Origin of the sequence: Marmoricola sp. URHB0036, from assembly GCF_000426045.1 — a bacterium.
Classification (GTDB): domain Bacteria; phylum Actinomycetota; class Actinomycetes; order Propionibacteriales; family Nocardioidaceae; genus Marmoricola.
Map to the genome: position 1 here is coordinate 102,106 of NZ_AUEP01000008.1, position 14,344 is coordinate 116,449.

The following is a 14,344-nucleotide window of genomic DNA, read 5'->3' on the forward strand; positions in this document are numbered from 1 at the left end:
CATCACGCCACCGGCCCGTCGACCGCGTGGATGGTCTGGCTGCCGGCCGTGGTGGCCCAGGAGACGGACCAGGTGACCCCGGCGTTCTTGTCGGCGCGGTCGCCGATGACGAACCAGTCCATCTGCGCTCGCTTCGCGGTGATGTCGAGGACCGAGAAGCCGTGGTCGTCGAAGTCGATGTACTTGAGGTGCGGGTTGTTGGCCTTGAGGATCTCCTCGACGCCGATGCTCGTGGTCCGCGGCGGCGTGCCGGTGATGTCGCACAGGTTGTTGGACGTCACCGAGGTCCCCACGAACTCCACTCCCACCGAGTTGCGGGTGCCGGCATAGGTCGCCTTGTCGGCCGGCAGGTCAGCGGCCCACCCGGAGTGGATGTCGCCGGTGACGAACAACGCGTCGGTCACGCCGTTGTCCCGCAGGTGCTCGAACACCTCGCGCCGGTCGTCGGTGTAGCCGTCCCACTGGTCGACGTTGTACGGCACGCCCTCGGGAGGAAGCAGCCCGGCGGTGTCGTTGATCGGCTTGACCAGGTCGCGAGGGACTCCGGCGAAGGTGACCGGGGAGATCATCACCGGGTTGCCGACCAGCTTCCACTGCGTGGCCTGCCGGGTGAGCGAGTCCTTGAGCCAGTCGAGCTGGGCGCGGCCGGTGATGGTGCGGTCGGGATCGGCGGTGGCCGGGTCGGCCTGGACGGCCAGCTGCTGGTCGCGGTAGGTGCGCAGGTCGAGCAGGCTGATCTCGACGAGGTCGCCGTACTGCAGCCGGCGGTAGATCTGGGTGCCGTCGCCGAGCGCCGCGGTTCCGCTCAGGCGGACGGGCTGCCACTCGTCGTACGCCTGGTAGGCGGCGGCCCGTCGGGTCGCCCAGGCCGGCTCGCCGGGATTCTCGTTGACCGCACCTCCCTTCCACGCGTCGTCGGCGACCTCGTGGTCGTCCCAGGTGGCGATGAAGGCGTACTTGGCGTGCAGGCGTTGCAGGTCCGGGTCGAGCTTGTACTGCGCGTGTCGTTGCCGGTAGTCGGCCAGTGTCAGCACCTCGTGGGCCGGGCTGTGCTTGCGGATGTCGACGTCGTTCTGGCCGTAGCCGTACTCACCGGGGCCGTACTCGTAGATGTAGTCGCCCAGGTGCAGGATCGCGTGCAGGTCGTTGCGGTTGCCCAGGTGCCGGTAAGCACTGAACCAGCCGGCCTGGTAGTTGGCGCAGGACACGACGCCGAGGCGGACGTTGGCCGGTGACGAGGTGTTGCCCGGCGCCGTGCGGGCGCGACCGGACGCGCTGCGGGCGCTGCCGTAGACGAAGCGGTAGTAGTAGGTCGTGTCCGCCAGGAGGCCGGTCACGTCCACCTTGATGGTGTGGTCACGGGCAGGGCCGGTGCGGACGTCGCCCGAGCGCACGACGCTGGTGAAGGTGCTGGTGGTCGACACCTGCCAGCGCACGGTGACGTCGGGACCGACCCCGGAGCCGGGCTTGCTGGCCGAGGTCGGGGTGACCCGGGTCCAGATGATCACGGAGCTCGGGCGGGGATCGCCGCTGGCGACGCCGTGAGCGAATTGGGCGATGGGCATGCCTCACCCAACGACGACCACGTCGCCGCGTCATGGCTTTTCGGCAGGACGTGAGTGAATTCACCCGTGGTTCACCCGGGCTCGGGGCCCCGGTCCTTCTTGGCCTCGAGGCGCTTGCGCTCCTTCTTCTCCAGCTCGCGCTCGATCGAGGCGATGCTCTCCGCGGGTGTCGTGACGAGCTGGAGGAACTTCGCGCCGCTGGCGATGGTCACGATGAGCGGCCACGGAAATCCGCCTCCGATCGCGAACCAGATCGCCCAGCAGATCAGGGTCGGCGTCAGGAACCCCCAGAAGGCGTTCGCCCGTTGCTGGCGGTAGCGAGTCTCGGCCTCGGCCCGATGACCTCCGCGCTGTGTCAGCGCCGGCGAGGTCGCGACGAGGTCGTCGATGATCGGGGGAAGGTCGCCCAGCGTCCGGGACCTCGTCACCTGGTCGGTGCGCTCGTCGAGCTCCTCCGGGGTGAGGCGGCCTTCGGCGTACGCCGTGCCGAGGAGGTCGTTGACGATGTCCCGGTCGGCGTCGGACGCACGCAGGCGTGCGTGGTCCGCGTGGCGGGGATCGAGGCTGAACCGATCCCAGACAGTTCCTCCGGGCATGGCCGCAAGCCTATGACGGGGGGTGTGGCGCAGGCAGTTCGCCCGGGAGGATCGACCAGCTCTCGAGGTCCTCACGGAGGTCTCCGCGATGGTGCATCGAGCGCAGCACGCCCTCGAAGGTGTAGCCCGCCTTCCGGGCGACCCGCGACGACGCCGGGTTGTCCACCGAGATCATGGCGACAACCCGCTTCATGCCCTCGTCGAAGGCCCACTGGGTGAGCTGGCGCAGGGTCTCGGTGGCGATGCCACGCCCGCGGGCCCACGGGGAGACGGCGTACCCGAGCTCGACCTCGAGCCCGTCGCGGTCGATGGGCCCGGTGACGGCGTACCCGACGAACTCCTCGCCGTCCAGGATGGCCCAGCCCCCGCGGTCCTCGGTCCGGAAGCGTTCGACGTACTCGTGCACCCAGCCCGCGGGCATCGGGTCGGGCGTGCGGGTGAAGCGGAGCACGTCGGGGTCGCGCATCGTCTCGAGCAGGGCGTGCTCGTGCTCCTCGGCCAGCGGCACGAGCCGGATCGTGGTCACCGCATGACGCTAGAACAGGTGGGCACCCGTGGCCCGTGGGCGCGCGCAACGGGGAGGACGGGTGATCGTCCTAGGCTCGGGTCCATGGCGGAGATCGCGACGCGCCTGGCGAACCCGGATGACCTCGATGCCCTGCGCGCCATCTATCGACGCGCGTCGTTGAGCAACGAGGGCGACCGCGCCAACCTGCTCGACTCACCGGAGACCCTGCACTGGGCCGGTGACGACCTCGCTGCCGGCGGCACGCGCGTCGCCACCGACCCGACCGGCCGGGTCCTGGGCTTCGCGACCGTCGTGCCGATCGAGGGCGGTCTCGAGCTCGAGGACCTGTTCGTCGACCCCGATGCCATGCGGCAGGGTGTCGCCACCCGGCTGATCCTCGACCTGGTCGCCGCGGCAGCGGGCGAGGGCGTCGCCTGGATCGAGGTCACGGCCAACGACCACGCGGCGGAGTTCTACGCCTCGGCCGGGTTCGTGCGCGTGGGCGAGGAGCAGACCTTGTTCGGACCCGCCCCGAGGCTCCGGCGCGAGGTCGCGAGGACCACGGCATGACGTCGTCCGGCCCGAGGACTGATCGGGTCAGCCCAGGAAGCTGCCCGACAACGGCTGATGACGTCCGTCGAGGTGCTGGCTGTCGACGTTGCCGTAGGTCCAGCGGAAGCCGTGCGAACGCCAGATCTTCACGACCGGGTGGGAGCTGGACCTCCAGGCGTACCTGGGGTTGCTGTGCGAGGCCCACCACGTGTTCGGGACGAGGCCGGTGGCCGAGCGGTAGGGGTTCTCCCACGTGTTCACGTCAACGGCGCGGCCACGGGCGTGAGGGGAGAGCACCGACGGCTTGTTCACCACGCTGCGGCAGTTGAAGGCCGAGGTGTTGTCGGCTCGCATCGACGCGTAGTCGTTGGCGCCGTGCACGCGCTTGCTCCAGCCGAACCGGTCGACGCGGTACATCCGGCGGATCGGGAAGCGGCCGTCGTACATGTCTCGCAGCGCGGCCGCGGCACGGCGCGCGATGGCCGAGCTGAGCACCATCTCGCCGCGGTAGCGGTAGCCGTCGAACCCCCAGTAATTGATCCGCAGCAGCCGCAGCCCCGATCGGCCGACCGGGCAGCCGGCGTGCCAGGTGCGGCCGGTCATGGAGCGCCAGACGGCAGTCGGGATGGTGGTGATGACAGGGTTGGCGCCGACGCCGGTGGCGCGCGACTGCGCCCTCGTCCCGACCGGGCGCGGTGCAGCCTTCGGGTACGACGCCGGAGCGACCTGCGGGACGTTGTCGATGGGGAGGATCGAGGAGGCGCTCGCCAGCCACCACGTGCCGGCCGCTCCGACAGCCCGCCACTGGGAGTCGACGCGGGGCGCCACGAGGAAGGCGGCCCGGCCGGCGCTGGACGTGCGCACCTTCCGCGCCACCGTCCATCTTCCCGCGCCGAGCCGGCGCTGGACGGTGACGATGCCGCTCACCGGCGAGCCGTCCGAGGCCTTCCAGAGGATCGACAGAGTGGCCGAGTGCTCGTCGACCAGTCGGCGTGGGCCGGTGAGCTGCACGGTGCTGGCGAACCGGAGGCCCACCACGCTCCTGGTCTCGGACGTGGCGGGTGCGAAGCTCGCGTCCCCGGCGTACGACGCCCGCCAGGTCGTCGTGCCGGCCGGGAGGGAGGCGTTGAACGACACGGTGCCGTCGTCGGCGGTGATGCCGGTGGCCGGTGCACCACCGGTGCGTTGCAGGGTGACGGTCGCGCCGGCGACCGGCGTGGCACCGGCCTGGTTGGTCAGCGTCGCCGTGAACGTGGCCAGGACACCGGCCTTGCCCGAGGCCGGAGCCGTCAGGGTCAACGTCGTCGGGGCCGGAGCGGCCATCGCCGGGCCGGGGAGTGCTGCCAGGGCAGCCGCGACCGCGAGTGGCAGCACGAGCCGGCGGACCAGGGTGGGGAAGTGCACGTTGCCTCCGAGAAGCTGGGCCGCGCCCGTCGCGGCCCGTTCAGGCTAGGGCAGCACCGAGGCTTCCCCTAGGGTTTCGCCCGTGGCGCGCGCGAAGGTCTCTCCGTGGGGATTCGTGGGCATGGGCGCGATGGCCTGCCTGCTGTTCCTCGACCTCGGTACGGCGAACATCGCGCCGTGGTGGGTGACCGTCCTGTTCGTGCTGCTCTGGCTGGTGCTGTTCGCGATCGCCACCCGCTGGTTCGTGCCCCACCCCGATCGGGTGCCCTACCTCGCGCTGGTCGGCTTCCTGGTGTGGCTGCCGACGGTCGTGGTCGGCAGCAGCCAGCTCGGCTGGGGCTGAGACCTCAGCGGTTCGGGTGGACCCGGAGCACCGAGTCCGTGCCGCCCCCGTTGGAGGTCGTCACCAGCAGGTCGCCGTTCGGCAGGTTGGTCACCGAGCGCAGCCGTCCGTAGCGCGTGAGGGCCGGTGGCGTCCGCATCCCCACGAAGGCCCCGCCCTTGTCGAAGTGCATGAACATCAGCTTCGAGGCCTTGAGGGCGGCCACGGCGAGGAATCCCCGGTAGCCCTGCCACTGGGCGCCGCGGACCCAGGCGATGCCGGAGGTCGCGAGGGTGGGCGCGCCCGAGCTCCAGCGTGCGTTGACCTGGGTGCCGGGCAGGCTCTGGTCGGTCATCGGCACGCCCTGGTTGTAGCCGGGGACCGGGTTCCAGCCGTAGTCACCACCGTCGACGAGGCGGTTGATCTCGTCGTCGCGGTCGGGTCCGTGCTCGGCGGACCACACCGTGCCGTCGTACCGCTGCGCCAGGCCCTGCACGTTGCGGTGGCCGTACGACGTCACGTAGCGACGGTTGCGGTTCGACGACGTGTAGTAGGGGTTGAGCTTCGAGGGCGCACCCGTGAACCGGTTGAGGCGCAGCGTCTTGCCGCCGAGCGAGTCGAGGTTGCGGGGGTTGGTGCCGGTGGCGGCGTCGCCGGTGCCGACGAACATGGTCCCGTTGCTGGCGATCAGGAGCCGGCAGCCGCCGTGCTGGCCGGTCGTCGAGGGGATCCCGGTGAGCAGTCGGCGGACGAAGACAGCGCGGGCGGGGTTCTTCGCGAACCGCCACGCCATCACGCGTACGTCGTGCCCGCCACCCGCGGTGTGGCCCCCCTGGCAGGTGTAGAAGCGCTTGTTCTTGCGGAACCCGGGGTCCACGGCCAGCCCCATCAGGCCGGTCTCGCCTCCGGCCCAGACCGACGCGGCCGGGAACCGCACTCGTTGCTTGCGGTGACCCGGTGTCCAGAGGAAGAGCCGCTTGGTGCTGCGTTCGGTGATCAGCAGTCGACCGCGGGTGATCGGCTTGACGTCCCACGGGATGTCGAGGCCGCCGACGACGCGGGTGACCTTCAGCGTCGGGTACGACGCGGCGGCGGACGAGGCGGGCACGGACGTGAGGGTGAGGGCAGCAGCACCGACGGCCGCTGCCACCCCGAGAAGGATGGGTCGCATGCGCGACGGTAACCCGGCCCGACCGTCAACGGGATGAGGCAGTCGGGCCTTCTCAGTTCATGAAGCCGACCGGGTTGTAGGAGAGGCCGGGGAACAGCGAGCTGACCGAGCGATCCGGGAAGCGGCTCGAGACGATCTCGCCGAGCACGTTGCGGTAGTCCGTGGTGACGGCGAGGTCGGCGTCGACGCTGGTCTGCAGCGGCGTCCAGGTGCCGTAGTACTGCTGACCCTTCACCCCGGCGCCGGCGACCAGCATCATGTTGCCCCAGCCGTGGTCGAAGCCACGGCTTCCGTTCTCCGCCACGCGTCGGCCGAACTCGCTGATCGTCACCACGGTCACGTTCGAACGACGAGTGCCGAGGTCGGCGAAGAAGGCGGCCAGCGAGGTGGCGAGCCCGGAGATGTTCTGCTGCATGGTGCCCGAGGTGATGTTGCCGTAGCCGGTGTGCAGGTCCCAGCTGCCGGCGTCGATGGCGATCACGTCGGTGCCGAGGTCGGCCTTGATCAGCTTGGCCGCGCTCTCCAGGGGTTCCGCGAACGACGTCGCGTACCACTGCGTGGGGTAGGCCACCGTCGAGTCGGCCATGCTCGACAGCGTGGCGCCGGCGCCCTTGGAGATCGACACCGCCTCCGCGGCGCCCGAGGCCAGCGAGCCGGTGGCTCCGGTCCACGCGGTGGCCAGGGAGGCGTAGCGGCGACTGGCGTAGTCGTCGTCGGTCGCGCTGATCCGGAGCCCGTCGAGGTCGGTGGTGGCCAGCAGCTGCCGCGGGCCGATCATGGCGCTGGTCGGGAAGTTCATGCCCAGCTGTACGCCGTCCAGCGTGCCGGCGCCCTGGCCCAGCCCGATCATCCGGTTGATCCATCCCGAACGAGCGGTCGAGCCGGGATCGGCGTCCTCGACCGCCTCGATGGCCGAGAAGTGCGAGCGGTTGGGCACGGCGAGGCCGACGGCCTGGATGGCGGCCAGCTCGCCGGCGTCCCACAAGGGCTTGAGCGGCGCCAGGTTGGGGTGCAGCCCGAACATCGAGTCCGCCGCCAGCAGCGAGGCCTTTGGTACCGCCGTGCTGGTGCGGGCCGTGTAGTAGCCGGGGTCTCCGTGCGGCACCACGACGCCGAGTCCGTCGATCCCGCCACGCAGGGAGAGCACGACCAGGGTGTTCCCACCCTTGGTGCCGGCGAAGGTGGCCTGCATCATCGCGTCGCCGAACATCTGGGTGACGGCCATGGTGCCGCCAGCCATCAGGGCACCCTTGAGGAGGGTGCGGCGCGAGGCGGAGACGCGGGCGAAGTCGCGGCAGCACTCGGGCTGGGGAGTGTTCTCGGTCATCTCGGGGCCTCAGGTGGTCATGTGGTCAGGGGTGTCGAGCAGGGCGATCACCAGTCGTGGGAAGAGCCAGCGGGCCAGGCTGTGGTCCTTGTCGACGATGGTCGACGCGGTGATCACCGCCCACTTCTCGGGTCCGGTGACTGCGGTGGTGGCGACCTTCTGGAGCCGGACGTCGGCGGACCGGCCCAGCCAAGTCCGGCTCAGGTGCTCGACGTAGTCGTCGAACCGCACGGACGAGGCGGGCAGCCACGACACAGCGCTGCGGTAGGTCGCGCCCTTCGGCCACCAACCGCCGGCGTGGCTGAGGTGCATGTCGAAGGACGCGAACACTCGTGAGGCTGAGGACCACATCGGGCCGACCACGGGCGGGCCGTCTGGTCGTGGCCAGGAGAACAACGCCGGCCCGCCGTTGGCCCAGTTGGCGTTGTAGGCGTAGGAGCCGTCGACATCGGGGGGCAACGCGTCGAGGTCGAGCACCCGAGCGGTGGCGACCATGTCCGCGACCGGCGTACGGACCCTCTGGCCCTGGCTGGTCAGGAACTCCGGGTGGGCCGCGAGCGCGCGGAGCACGGCCTTCAGGTCGGTGCCGGAGTCGAGGTACACCTGCGCGAGGCTGGCGACCAGACCGTCGGAGGGGGAGTCGGAGACGAAGTAGGTGGCCAGCTTGCGGCACAGGTTCGAGGCCGTGGCCGGGTGGTTGGCGAGGTACTTCAGGTAGGCCACGGTCAGGGACTGCCCCTCGGGTGCAGCGTTGGGGTCGCTGAAGCCGAGCACGCTCACGGCCCCGGTGGTGTGCCGGGCGGAGTCGTACTTCTCGGCGTAGGTCTTGCCCCAGTCGACGGTGTAGCCGGAGAGGATCTTGGCCGAGTCCTTGACCATCGCCTCGGTGTAGCCGGCGCCACGACCGACCGTGTGCAGCTCGAGGAGCTCACGGCCCTGGTTCTCGTTGGGCTTGTTCTTCACCGAGGACCAGTTGTCCAGGTAGAGGCGCATCGCCGGGTGCAGCGAGAGGGCGACGAGCAGGTCCTCGAAGGTGCCGAAGGCGTGCTGCCGGATCGTCGCGTCGTAGTCGGCACGGTAGAGCCAGGCCCGGTCGTGCCCGACGGGGATGTGCAGGTTGGTCAACCAGAAGTCGGTCATCGTCTCCAGCACCGAGCGCCGGGAGTAGATGCGCCGGAGGATGGTCCAGTTACCGAGGTTGTGGCCGTACTTCCAGGCCGGCATCGAGCCGTCGCCGTTGGCCGCGACCTTGGCCGTGACCGGCGCCCACAGGTAGGAGAACCATCCGTCGACCTCGGCCACCTTCGCTGCCTCGGCCACCGATGACGGGGTCATCTGCTGCTCCAGCCACGCCTCGGTGGTCCCAGCCGCGCGCAGCTGCTTCAGCGCGTCCTGGGTGAAGCCGGTGCCGAAGCGGTTGAGGAACAGCCGCTCACGCGCGGTGGCGACGAGCGCGGTCGTCTTCCCGGCCGTGCCGGTGCCGCCGCTCCCGGTACCGGGCGTCGGTGACGGGGCATGCGGTTGGGTCGGGGGCTTGGGGGCCGGCTGCGGCGGGGGACTGGGCTTGCGCTTCTTCGGGGCAGGGTGCTTCTTGGCAGCGTGGTGGCGCTTCTTTTTCTTCTTGCGCTTCTTGCGTGCGGAGACGCTGAAGATGGCCATCGGGATCCCTGCGCGGCGTGGGTGGTCGGTGCGCACCCAGTCTGGCCAGCAATCGCCCCCGATGATGGCGAAACAGGAGAAATAGTCTAAAACGGACTAAAAGACCCTCAGAAGGTGTGCTCGGCCCCCGGGAAGGCCCCGGAGCGGACCTCGTCGGCGTAGCTGCGTGCCCCCTCGAGGAGTACGCCGCGCAGGTGGGCGTACTGCTTGACGAAGCGGGCCATCTTCCCGCTCCTCATGCCGAAGGCGTCCTGCCAGACCAGGACCTGGCCGTCGCAGTCGACCCCGGCGCCGATGCCGATCGTCGGGATGGCCAGCTCCCTGGTGACCTGGCCGGCCACGTCGCCGGGCACCATCTCCATCACCACGGCGAACGCGCCGGCGGCCTCGACCGCCTTGGCGTCCGCCAGGATCCGCTCGGCCGTCTCGCCGCGGCCCTGCACCCGGTAGCCGCCGAGGGCGTGCTCGCTCTGCGGGGTGAAGCCGATGTGCGCCATGACGGGTACGCCGCCACGGCTGAGCAGCTCGATCTGGGGGGCCATCTCGCGCCCGCCCTCGAGCTTCACGGCGTGGGCGCCGCCCTCCTTCATGAACCGCACAGCCGTGTCGTAGGCCTGCTCGGGGGAGCGCTGGTAGGAGCCGAAGGGCAGGTCGCCGACCACCAGCGACCTCGTCACCGAGCGCGAGACGGCGCGCGTCAGCGGGATCAGCTCGTCGACCGTGACGGGCAGCGAGGTCTCGTTGCCGTAGACGTTGTTGGAGGCACTGTCGCCGACGAGCAGGACCTCGATGCCGGCCTCGTCGAAGATCTGCGCGGTGTACATGTCGTACGCCGTGAGCATCGCGAACCGCTCACCACGGCCCTTCATCTCGCGCAGGTGCTGGGTGCGGATCCGCTTCACCGGCGCGACCGGCGTGGTCGACTCCCGGGCCGCTCCCGATCCGTACGGCGCGGTCTCCTCGCTGGGTGAGTTGCTCATCGTCGAGCTCCTTGGGCTGTGACTCGAGGCTCCCGGTTGAGTCCCCGGACCTTGCTCAACGCTAGACCTCAGCGCACGCTCGCGCGGTGTCTTGTCGGTCACAGCGACCTGCGCGGCCGTGGTCGGCGAACACCGCTCGATGACCCGAGTGATGACCCGAGTGATGACCCGAGTGATGAGTTCGAGGTCCCCGACGGCGGCGAGGTGGTCCCGTTGCCCGGCTTCGTCGTCGCGACGGGGGTCTTCTCGGTCGTCGGCGTCGTGATCGCGGCCGCTCTCCTGGGTTGGAGCGATCGTCCGGCCGGGCGCTTCGTGTGGACGGCCGCGTCGCTCACGGCGATCTCGCTGGTGCCGCCCATGCTCTCCGGGGCACCTCCCGCCACGATCACGACCCTCATCGGACTGCACCTCGTCGCGGCGAGCGTGATGATCCCCTGCCTGTCGAGGAGCCTGCGCGGCCTGACGGAGTGACTCAGCTGAGTGACGCGAGGTCGAAGACGTCTGCGGCCTTCGGCGGCTTGGCCGGCCGCACGCGGTCGTAGTCGAAGTTGAGTGCCTGTCCGTCGTCGGTCACGAGGCGCACGAGGGTCCCGTCGTCGGCGTTCACCCACACCGTTCCCGAGGCGTCGCGCAGCGGGATGCAGTCGACCCCTGCCACGCGACCTTCCTTGCCCTTCGAGAGGTTGCCTTTGAGCTGCTTGGTGAACCCTCCGAAGAACGTCTTCCGATTGATGAGATCTCCCATCTCCCGGAAGTCCTTGCTTCCCTCATCGATGAGGATCCACCGGCCGTGCACCACCTGCTTGAACTGCGTGAAGTTCTCCCCGGCAACCTGGCGGTAGAAGGCGTCGCTGCCCTTGAAGTACGAATGACCCTTGGACTTCAACAGCCGTATCCCGGCCCCGTTCAGGGCGACCGTGCCCGCGGCAGTCTTCCCGGCGTACGTCACGTCCAGCTTGATCTTGCTGCCCTTGTCTCTCACGGAGCCGCTGATCCGGACGGTGTTCTCGCGCGTCAGCTGTGACTTGGCGTTGCGCAACAGCTCCTGGGCGGACTGCCCCGAGACGCCCGAACCGCTGGAACCGGAGTCGGATCCGCAGGCTGCCGTCACGAAGGCGAGCACGACGATGAGGGTGAACAGCTGGATCTTCGCGATCACTACGTCTCCGAGACTTGATTGATGTGAGGTCAGGCGGGCAGCACTATCTCCCACGATTGCCGTGCGGACGAATCGGTGAGACCCGGCTTTTCGAGGACTGAGATGCCCGTGGCTGCTCAGGCGCGGGAATCGGCGTCCCGGGCGGCCTCTTCGACCTTCGCCCGGTGTGCCTCCCACTCCGCGTCGTCGTCCGATGTCGTGACCGGGTCAGCACCGGTGGCACCGTCCAGCTGCTCGCGCAGGATGTCGGCATGGCCGGCGTGCCGGTTGGTCTCGGTGAGCACGTGGACCAGCACGTTGAACAGCTGCACGTCGGGCTGGGGCCACCAGGGGACGACGCCGGGGGCGTCCACCGGGAGAGCCTCGATCGTCGCATCGGCGTGCCGGCAGGCTCGTTGGTACGCCTCGACGACGTCGGTTCGTGACTCGTGCGGCGCGGCCCACATGTGGTCGCGGTTCGAGAAGCCCGGGTCGTCGAACCGCGGCAACCCCTCGGGATACGGCCGACCGAAGATGTCACCGAAGTACGTCGCCTCGGACAAGGTCAGGTGCTTGACCAGGCCGAGCACATTGGTACCGGTCCTCGTGAGCGGACGTCTGGCGTCGTACTCCGAGAGCCCGTCCAGCTTGGCCACGATCGACTGCCGGACCCAGCGCAGGTCGTCGTGGAGGTACGCCTTGGCGAAGTCATCGATCACAGGCACCAGCGTGGCAGAGCGATGACCGGGACGCTTCCGTTGGCAGTCGGCCGGTGGACTGGCCCACAGGGGAAAGACCCCCTTCGCGCGGGGGGATGGCCAATCCCCGTGGTTCACTGGGGACCTGCCCCGGACCTCGGCAGTGCGCATCATCAGCGAACTGCGGAAGTCGGGGGTTTTCTCTTGCCACGAGACGACGAGCAGGCGACCGACGCGCTTGGCGCGCGCGCGGTCATCGGGCGGGCCGTCGAACTGCTCATGGCCCGCGATGGTGTGAGCCGGGACGCCGCCTTCGAGCTGCTGGTCCAACGGTCCTCCGGCTCCCAGGCCAAGGTGCGCGAGATCGCTGCCGAGGTCGTCGAGCAGGAGAGCGCCTGACCTGGCCGCCCGGTGGGCCACGAGCGCTGGCCCGGACCGAGCGACCTGGGCGAGGTGATTGCCGTGAGATGCAGCGAGGAGGACCATGAGCGGCGTGCGTTTCCCGCCACCTGTGGGCCGGCCACGGCGAGGGCTCGGGTGACCGCGATGACAGAGGGACCGAACGCCGACGCTGCCCTGAGCGCGTCTGAGCGTGCTCTGGCCGAGAAAGCCGACCGGTACCGGTCGCTGTTCGCCTACAGCCCGCACGGTGTCTTCTCCCTGGACCTGGACGGTCACCTCACCGACGCCAACAATGCCTTGGAGGAGCTCACCGGCCACAGCCTGGCCGAGCTGCTCGACATCGACTACCACGACATCGTCCATCCCGACGACGTCGAGGCCACCGAGAAGGCGTTCGCGGCGGTGAAGGAACGGGTCCCGCAGCTGCTCGAGGCCCGCTTGGTCACCGCGACCGGTACGGTCCGCGAGATCAAGCTGACGGCGGTCCCGGTGGTCGTCTCCGACCAGGTGGTCGGCGTGCACGGCATCACCGAAGACGTGACCGAGGCCAACGGCATGCACCGCAGCCTGGAGGCGGCGAACACCGCCAAGACGCTGTTCCTGGCCAACGTGAGCCACGAGGTCCGTACGCCGCTGACCATGATCATGGGTGCCACCGAGATGCTCCTCGAGACCGACCTGGACCCCGACCAGGGGCAGCTCAGCGGCATGGTGCAGCGCAACAGCAAGCGCTTGCTGCATCTCGTCAACGACATCCTCGACTTCTCCCGGCTCGAGGCCGGCAAGCTCTCCCTCCACCCTGCCCCGTTCCGGTTCGCCGAGATGTTCGAGGAGCTCCTGGAGTGGGCCCAGCCGCGCGCCACTGGCAGCGCTGTCGAGCTGCGGACCACCCTGGACGCGGCGCTGCCGACCAGCGCTGTGGGCGACGCGCTGCGCGTCTTCCAGATGCTCTCGAACCTGGTCGACAACGCGCTGAAGTTCACCGACTCCGGCACCGTGGACGTCACTGTGAGCCCGAGCGCTCCCACCGCACCCGGCGGTGGGGACGGTGCGGTCGGGGTGAGGTTCACCGTCACCGACACCGGCATCGGGATCTCCCCCGAGCACCTGGAGTTCCTCTTCGACTCCTTCACCCAGGTCGACCCGTCGGCGACCAGGGTCCACGACGGTGTCGGTCTCGGGCTGGCCATCTGCCGCGACCTGGTCGACCTCATGGGGGGTCACCTCGATGCGGTGAGCACGCCAGGAGTCGGGAGCACCTTCACGGCCGTGCTGCCTCTCGCCCGCGTGCCCGACTGACGTCACGCCAGCTCGGCGCCGTGCTCGGCGAGCAGCTCTCGCAGGACCGAGCGATGACAGCGCGTCTCGTCCTCGCAGTAGCAGCCGACGGCCATGTCCGAGTCCCGCGAGAGCGCGGCGACGAGGTCGAGCAGGTGCCGGGCCGTGGGAGTGGACATCTCCTTGCGGTAGCGGCGGGTGAAGGTCGCCCACTGCGCGTCGGTCTCGGCGGCCAGCGCGAACGACACCAGCTCTGCGCTCGGCGCCAGCTCCGGGAGCCAGGCGTCGTAGAAGTCGCGGCTGGCGAACTCCTTCTTGGGTACGCCGCGCGGCGGGCGTCGTACGGTCCCGATCCGTAGGCCTTCGTCCAGACCTCTCGGCGTGCCGAGGCGTACGACGGACACCGCCATCATTCGCTCCGCATCGGGTAGTCCCGGTCGACCGTGGCGATGCGGACCGTGTAGTCGGCGTACCACGTGGAGCGGCCGCGCTGCTGGGCGACGAGGTGCTCGGCCACCTGCTTCCACGCGGCGGCCGCGGCGTGGTCGACCCAGTAGGAGACGGTGATGCCGACGCCGTCGTCGCGGGCGGACTCGTGACCGAGGTAGCCGGGCTGCTGCCGAGCCAGCTCGTCCATGCGTGACGACATCTGGCCGTAGCCCTGGTCACCCTCGGTGCGGGTGCTGGTGAAGATGACCGCGGTGTACGGCGGGTCCGGGGTCTGCGCGATCGGCTGCACGACCC

The 14,344-nt window shown here is 69.7% G+C and carries 17 protein-coding genes; 5 read left to right on the forward strand and 12 right to left on the reverse strand.

Annotated features, from left to right (window positions below; translation table 11 throughout):
• Window positions 1-2 precede the first annotated feature (2 nt).
• The 3 genes from H976_RS25610 to H976_RS28730 all read right to left on the reverse strand — a co-directional run bounded on the left by H976_RS25610 (window position 3) and on the right by H976_RS28730 (window position 2,687).
• Window positions 3-1,565: an alkaline phosphatase gene (locus H976_RS25610; protein WP_036225737.1), complete on the reverse strand. Its 1,563-nt coding sequence runs from the start codon at window positions 1,563-1,565 to the stop codon at window positions 3-5.
• Between the two features lie 71 nt (window positions 1,566-1,636).
• Window positions 1,637-2,161, reverse strand: a complete 525-nt coding sequence (locus tag H976_RS28725) for a DUF1707 domain-containing protein (RefSeq protein ID WP_051276626.1) — start codon at window positions 2,159-2,161, stop codon at window positions 1,637-1,639.
• A 10-nt stretch (window positions 2,162-2,171) separates the two neighbouring features.
• Entirely contained in the window at window positions 2,172-2,687 is a 516-nt protein-coding gene (locus tag H976_RS28730; protein WP_051276628.1) for a GNAT family N-acetyltransferase, read from the reverse strand.
• Between the two features lie 84 nt (window positions 2,688-2,771).
• On the opposite strand from H976_RS28730, the gene H976_RS0110095 reads away from it, so the two are divergent.
• Complete coding sequence (locus tag H976_RS0110095; protein WP_027861439.1) at window positions 2,772-3,239, forward strand: GNAT family N-acetyltransferase; 468 nt, start codon at window positions 2,772-2,774, stop codon at window positions 3,237-3,239.
• A gap of 27 nt (window positions 3,240-3,266) precedes the next feature.
• On the opposite strand, the gene H976_RS28735 is transcribed toward H976_RS0110095, so the two are convergent.
• Complete coding sequence (locus H976_RS28735) at window positions 3,267-4,625, reverse strand: M15 family metallopeptidase (RefSeq protein ID WP_051276630.1); 1,359 nt, start codon at window positions 4,623-4,625, stop codon at window positions 3,267-3,269.
• Between the two features lie 82 nt (window positions 4,626-4,707).
• Between H976_RS28735 and H976_RS0110105 the strand changes: the two genes are divergently transcribed.
• Window positions 4,708-4,968, forward strand: coding sequence for a hypothetical protein (locus H976_RS0110105; RefSeq protein WP_155918138.1), 261 nt, complete (start codon window positions 4,708-4,710; stop codon window positions 4,966-4,968).
• 4 nt (window positions 4,969-4,972) lie between these two features.
• On the opposite strand, the gene H976_RS0110110 is transcribed toward H976_RS0110105, so the two are convergent.
• The 4 genes from H976_RS0110110 to panB form a co-directional block, all read right to left on the reverse strand.
• Window positions 4,973-6,118: a sorbosone dehydrogenase family protein gene (locus tag H976_RS0110110; protein WP_027861441.1), complete on the reverse strand. Its 1,146-nt coding sequence runs from the start codon at window positions 6,116-6,118 to the stop codon at window positions 4,973-4,975.
• A 52-nt stretch (window positions 6,119-6,170) separates the two neighbouring features.
• Window positions 6,171-7,445 carry a DUF1501 domain-containing protein gene (locus tag H976_RS25630; RefSeq protein WP_036225740.1) on the reverse strand — a complete coding sequence of 425 codons (1,275 nt, stop codon included), beginning with the start codon at window positions 7,443-7,445 and terminating at the stop codon, window positions 6,171-6,173.
• A 9-nt stretch (window positions 7,446-7,454) separates the two neighbouring features.
• Window positions 7,455-9,104 carry a DUF1800 domain-containing protein gene (locus H976_RS25635; protein WP_051276631.1) on the reverse strand — a complete coding sequence of 550 codons (1,650 nt, stop codon included), beginning with the start codon at window positions 9,102-9,104 and terminating at the stop codon, window positions 7,455-7,457.
• 107 nt (window positions 9,105-9,211) lie between these two features.
• Window positions 9,212-10,084 carry a 3-methyl-2-oxobutanoate hydroxymethyltransferase gene (panB, locus tag H976_RS0110125; protein WP_027861442.1) on the reverse strand — a complete coding sequence of 291 codons (873 nt, stop codon included), beginning with the start codon at window positions 10,082-10,084 and terminating at the stop codon, window positions 9,212-9,214.
• Between the two features lie 18 nt (window positions 10,085-10,102).
• Between panB and H976_RS30885 the strand changes: the two genes are divergently transcribed.
• A complete protein-coding gene (locus tag H976_RS30885; protein ID WP_255337298.1) occupies window positions 10,103-10,555 on the forward strand; it encodes a DUF6069 family protein in 453 nt (150 codons plus the stop codon).
• 1 nt (window position 10,556) lies between these two features.
• On the opposite strand, the gene H976_RS0110135 is transcribed toward H976_RS30885, so the two are convergent.
• Window positions 10,557-11,243: a hypothetical protein gene (locus tag H976_RS0110135; RefSeq protein WP_027861443.1), complete on the reverse strand. Its 687-nt coding sequence runs from the start codon at window positions 11,241-11,243 to the stop codon at window positions 10,557-10,559.
• Window positions 11,244-11,359: 116 nt separating this feature from the next.
• Entirely contained in the window at window positions 11,360-11,941 is a 582-nt protein-coding gene (locus H976_RS0110140; protein WP_027861444.1) for a DinB family protein, read from the reverse strand.
• 183 nt (window positions 11,942-12,124) lie between these two features.
• On the opposite strand from H976_RS0110140, the gene H976_RS30330 reads away from it, so the two are divergent.
• Window positions 12,125-12,319, forward strand: a complete 195-nt coding sequence (locus H976_RS30330) for an ANTAR domain-containing protein (protein ID WP_027861445.1) — start codon at window positions 12,125-12,127, stop codon at window positions 12,317-12,319.
• 147 nt (window positions 12,320-12,466) lie between these two features.
• Complete coding sequence (locus H976_RS0110150; protein WP_155918140.1) at window positions 12,467-13,621, forward strand: HAMP domain-containing sensor histidine kinase; 1,155 nt, start codon at window positions 12,467-12,469, stop codon at window positions 13,619-13,621.
• 2 nt (window positions 13,622-13,623) lie between these two features.
• Here the strand turns inward: H976_RS0110150 and H976_RS0110155 are convergent, their stop codons facing one another.
• On the reverse strand, window positions 13,624-14,010 hold the full coding sequence (locus H976_RS0110155) for a DUF488 domain-containing protein (RefSeq protein ID WP_027861447.1): 387 nt from the start codon (window positions 14,008-14,010) through the stop codon (window positions 13,624-13,626).
• A complete protein-coding gene (locus tag H976_RS0110160; protein WP_196804032.1) occupies window positions 14,010-14,339 on the reverse strand; it encodes an antibiotic biosynthesis monooxygenase in 330 nt (109 codons plus the stop codon). Before H976_RS0110160 ends, H976_RS0110155 begins: the two co-directional genes overlap by 1 nt.
• Between the last annotated feature and the right edge of the window lie 5 nt (window positions 14,340-14,344).